Genomic DNA, 5,145 nt, shown 5'->3' with positions numbered 1-5,145 from the left:
GGGCGCCCCGGCCGCGGCCGACCGGCCCAGCCGGCGGGACAACGCCGCGCGGACGTCGCCGCGATCCAGCTTGGGGCCCAGCACCATCAGCGCCGCGGGCAGGACCAGCAGCGCGGCGGCCTCCGAGGTGATGACGACGATGATTCCGGCGAAGGCGAACGACCGCAGGTAGTACAGGGGGAAGGCCAGCGCCGCGGTGAGCGAGAGGGCCACCGTCACACCGGAGAAGGCCACCGTCCGGCCCGCTGTCTCCAGCGTGCGGCGCAGGGCGGCGCCGGGGAACATCCCCCGTTGCTGCTCTTCGCGGAACCGCCGCAGGATGAACAGGCTGTAGTCGACGGCAAGGCCGAAGCCCAGCGCCGTCGTCAGGTTCACCGAGAAGACGGAGATGTCCGTGACCGTCGCCGCAACCCGCAACAAAGCCAGACTCGTCACCACCGACACGACGCCCACCAGGATGGGGAGCATCGCCGCCGCGATCGTGCCGAAGGAGTACAGCAGCACCAGGAACACCAGCGGCGCGGCCGCCATTTCCCCGAACTCAAGATCTTTTCGACTACGTTCGGTGACGTCCTGCATGACCGCCGGCGCGCCGCCGAAGCGAACCCGCACGCCCTGGCCCAGGTGGGAGTATCGCGAGTGCAGCTCCTCCAACCGGTGCTGGATGTGGTCCTCGGAGCCGGTGAGCCGGAACACGATGAGGGCGGAGCGGCCGTCCTGCGAGCGCAGCAGCGTGTTGCCCGCGCCGGCGCCGTCCGGCCAGTAGGACATAACCGAGGACACCCCCGACTCCGCGGTCAGCTGCCGGGTGAGTTCGCGGCCGAGATGGACCGGCGTCGGGCCGTTGATGCCCCCCTCCGCGGTGAGCATGACCGCGACATTCGGCGGGGCGTCCGGGAACTCGTCGTCGAGGAGCTGCTCCGCCTGGGTCGACCGGTCCGACTTCGCGTAGAAGCCACCGGTGGCGAGTTGATGGTAGATGCCGGCATCCCACGGCAGCAGGACCATCACGACCAGGCAGGCGGCGGCCAGCAGGCGCCCGCGGTGCAGCACGGCGACATCCGCCGCGACCGTGAAAAGCGATCGTCGCGGCGCGGGAACCCCGGCCATCGACGCCAGCGAGGCCATCACCCGCGGCGGTGCCGGCGGTGAACCCTCGGCGGTGGCGACAGCTTCGGCCGACACTCGCGCCGGTGGGCCGGTTCTGTCCTCAGACCCGCGCGGCAGCGTCGCGTACGTCGCCTGATCCGTTCGGGATTCCCGCTGCGACGCCGACTCGGTGAACAACGGCATCACGCTCCCTTCAAGCAATCCCCCGCATCGGCGAAACTCCCGACACCACGTGATCGCACGACTCTGCCGGGCGACCGCGTGGTCGGACATGCGGTGCGGCGTGGACGCCCGGGTCGCTCCCCCGAAGCTAGACCCGCCGAGGATGACTGAATCCAGAATACCCCCTTGCGGGGGTGACGGGAGGTGCGCCACCGGACGCCCTGCCATTCCGTGCCCGGAATCCCATCAGGCGGCCGGAAGATGACCCGAGGGGTAACGGGTACGGTGGCGTATCACTGGCGGGACGAAATACCGATGGCCAATCTCGAAGAGGGTAGGTCAATGCCGCGGCCGCAGGTGATGGTCCGACGCGAGGTGCCGACGGCGGCGCGTCCCTCGTTCGGGTCGCACCATGGGACGGCCCCGACCGCCGCGGCGAACGCGGCGCAACAGCGGCCGCGGGTTTTGCACCCGGAACGGAAAAAGGTACCGGCGGCGATATGCCGGGCCCGCCGCCAGCCGATGGTCGAAGGTCACCAGAACATTCCGGCCGATGGTCCCGCCGGTATCGCGGGCAGCCGGCTTTCGGCGACCGGCTCCGTGCTCGTCGCGACGCCCACCGCTCGCCGCGTGACCGATGGGCACGCGGGGCGGGCTCGGGCGACCATCTGACGTCCCCTTCGCCGCACGTACCTGGTGTGCGCGGCAAAGGGGCGATGCAGGGCCGGTGCGGCGGAGCGGGTCGCACCGGCCCTGCGCTCGTTGCACAATCCGTTGCACCCGGCACGAGGCCAGGGACACCGCAGCCCCCGGGGCAGGCCGACCGGCCTGCCCCGGGGTGACCACTGGCGGCCCGGGACCAGCCTGCCGACCGGCCGGAGAACTCCCCGGCCGGAGAACTCCCCGGCCGGTGATCAGCTCGGCCGGTGATCAGATCGGCCGACCGACCGCGCAGCCGAACAGCCGCGTGGTCAGGCGGCCACACTCGCTGGGTTGATGGTGAGGGTTGAGGTATGGAGCTCACGCCCCGCGAGGCGATCATCGACGGCGGTCCGGCCGGCCGCCGGCCAGCGTGGAACACACCCGCGCGTTCGGGTGCCGGAGCCTCAGTGCATCCGACAGACCCTGCGAATCCAGTGATCCGGCGAATCCAGTCGTCCGGCTGGCTCAGTTCGTCCAGTCGGCTGGTCCGGCGGGTTCAGTGGGACCGGCGGGCTGGGTGGTTCCGGCACCCGAATGCGCGGGTCGAACCATGCGTAGCCGACGATCAGCCGATGCCGCGCCGTCGCCCGGCGGGCCGCGAGCCACCGATCAGGGCAGCATGCCGAGCTGACGTGCCGCGTGCACCGCGGCGGTCCGGTTACGAACCCCGAGTTTGCGCATGATGCTGCGCAGGTAGGCCTTCACCGTCTCCGGTGAGACCGTCAGCCGACGGGCCGTCTCCACGTTCGACAGACCCAGTGCGACCTGTGCGAGCACCTCGAGTTCACGCGGCGTGAGCGCCAGTCGGCCACCGACCTTGGTGTCCTGGTCGAGCAGACCGCGCAGCAGTTCCGACACGCCGCCGATGCGCCCCCGCAGCAGCGGGTCGGCCACGTGTTCCGTGACCTCCTGCAGCTCGCGGTAGGCCAGTCGCAGACTCTCCTGCGGCTGCCCGGGCGAACGCGGCAACGGTACGGCACCCACCGGTCTGACCATGGTGGATGGCATGGTGGGCGGACGGCGCCCTGGTGGCGCCGTCGGAGAGTATGGCTCTCCATGTGCGGCAGCGACGCCGAGTTCACGTTCCATCAGACGAGCCGTCGCAATGGCTGCCCTTACGGCGGCCTCGGTGAACGGTATCTCGGTCCGCATGGCGCCGTACAGCACGGCTACCACCGCGCCTTCCATGCTGACCGGTACCGCGAGAATGGCTCCGAAGTCGGCGCCCTCCATGGGGGAGGCCGCTGAACGCAGAACCCTTCTTGTTGCCGCCGGGTCGTTGATGACGACCGGGCGGCAATGCCGCACCACCTGCCCGCCGATTCCCGTCCCGGGCGGGACGGAAGCGCCGAGCAGTCCGCTCGGTGCTGGTCCGTCCACGTTGGTGACGGTCAATCGACCAGAATGCGGTGCGACTATTCCACCGAATGTGAGATGGGCTCCCGATGAAGCGCGCAGCCGGGCAATTGCCCGCGGCAGGACTATCTGCACGCGACTCGGGGCCGACACGTCCACTGTCACGAGCGTCCCCTTCCCGACCTGTAGAAGACCGAGGGAAGCGTAGCATCCGTTTTACGAACTACACAAATAAGTGCACAAACGGCCGCCTCGAGAAATACGGCCGAGGGGTCCGGCCAGCTCCCGCGTAACGGCGCCGTCGGCCGAATGCCCGACCGCCGGGAAACACGGCCGGTGCGGCCACCGCCCCACAAGGATCTTCCTACACGGGCAGTGCGAGCGCGTCGGCGCCCCCGGGTCGCGGCGCCGGAACGCCGAACCCGACGGGTCGCGCCATCGCCCGCAGCCGGGCGAGGCCGGCGAGCAACTGCAGCTCCGCGACGCTGCGCGGCGAGGAGTCCACCAGCGCCGGCGACATCACCAGCACCGCGACCACCTGGGCCCGGGACAGCGCGACGTTCAACCGGTTACGGGAGAGCAGGAAGTCCAGCCCGCGCGGCGCCTCGGCCGCACTCGACGTGGTCAGGGTCGTAACGACCACCGCCGCCTCCTGCCCCTGGAACCGGTCCACGGTGCCGACCCGCACACCGGTCAGACCGGCCTGTGCCAGGGCCCGGTCGACCGCGCGGACCTGCCGGTTGTACGGCGCGACGACGAGCACGTCCGCCCCGGTCAGCGGCCTGCTCCCGGCCGCGTCGGTCCACGTCCGCCCGACCAGGCGCCGCAGCGCCGCGCACACGGCCGCCACCTCCTCGTCGCTGCGGGTGCCGTTGCCCTCGTGCTCGACGTCGTGCAGGTAGAGGCCGGCCGGCACGCCGTCGATGGCACGGGTCGCCGCGACCGGGTGGGCTCGCAGCCGGCCCCGGTAGGACAGCGCCGACACGGGCTCGCACACGGCGGGATGCAGCCGGCGCGTCCGGTCCAGGAAGTAGCCGAACTCCGGCGGGATGACCTCGGCGTCACCGAGCAGGTGGGACAGCGCGGACGCGTCGGCGCCGTCGGGGTGGATCCCGGCGACCACCTGCGGAAGCTGCTGGGGATCGCCAAGCAGCACCAGGTTGCGGGCCGCCCCCGTCACCGCGAGGGTGTCGGCGAGGGCGAACTGGCCCGCCTCGTCGATGATCAGGACGTCGAACGGCACCGCGGTCAGCGCCGGGTTCGCGAACGCCCAGGCGGTGTCACCGACCAGATGGCCCTGCGGGTGGCTGTCCCGCCAGGCGGCCAGGGCCCGCAGGTCACGCGGGGTGTCCCAGGGCAGCCGAACGTTCGGGTCGGGCCGCGCGCCACCGCGCAGCTTCTTCGCCGCCGGCACCGCCGGGCGCCACGCGGCCGCCTCGTCGGAGTCCACCGCGGGCGGGCGGCCCGTCGCCGCCGTCATCGCGTTCTCGATCGCCTTGTGGCTGGTGGAGCAGACGCCGACCGACCAGCCCTGGCCGACGAGATGCTGGATCAGGCGCCCAGCCAGGTAGGTCTTGCCCGCGCCGGGCGGGCCCTGCACGGCGAGGTAGGAGCCGTCCAGGGCGCTGACCGCGGCGAGCACGGCCGCCACCTGGTCCTCGCCGCCGTCCTCGCCGCCGTCCTCGCCACCCGTCTCGCGACCACCGGTCTTGCTGCCATCCGGCTCGCCGCCGCCCGCGCGGTCCGGGGACAGGTCGCGGCCCGGTAGTGCGCCGTACCCGCTGGTCAGCCGCGGCGCGCGGCGCAGCAGCAGGT

Annotated in this window: 3 protein-coding genes; all 3 read right to left on the bottom strand. The window is 71.7% G+C overall.

The window, feature by feature from the left end; translation table 11 throughout:
• Positions 1-1,185, bottom strand: a 1,185-nt coding sequence (locus tag MXD58_RS19470; RefSeq protein ID WP_250609687.1) for an MMPL family transporter, incomplete at its 3' end; no start/stop codon positions are given.
• A gap of 1,398 nt (positions 1,186-2,583) precedes the next feature.
• The gene (locus tag MXD58_RS31745) at positions 2,584-3,354 is read right to left on the bottom strand and encodes a LuxR C-terminal-related transcriptional regulator (protein WP_518478453.1); all 771 of its coding nucleotides are present in this window, start codon (positions 3,352-3,354) and stop codon (positions 2,584-2,586) included.
• A 340-nt stretch (positions 3,355-3,694) separates the two neighbouring features.
• Positions 3,695-5,145 (bottom strand): DEAD/DEAH box helicase (locus tag MXD58_RS19455; RefSeq protein WP_250609686.1); only part of this gene is annotated, 1,451 nt, incomplete at its 5' end.

The organism is Frankia sp. AgKG'84/4 (genome assembly GCF_023242965.2).
Taxonomy (GTDB): Bacteria; Actinomycetota; Actinomycetes; order Frankiales; family Frankiaceae; genus Frankia.
This window is presented reverse-complemented; position numbering and strand designations above follow the sequence as displayed.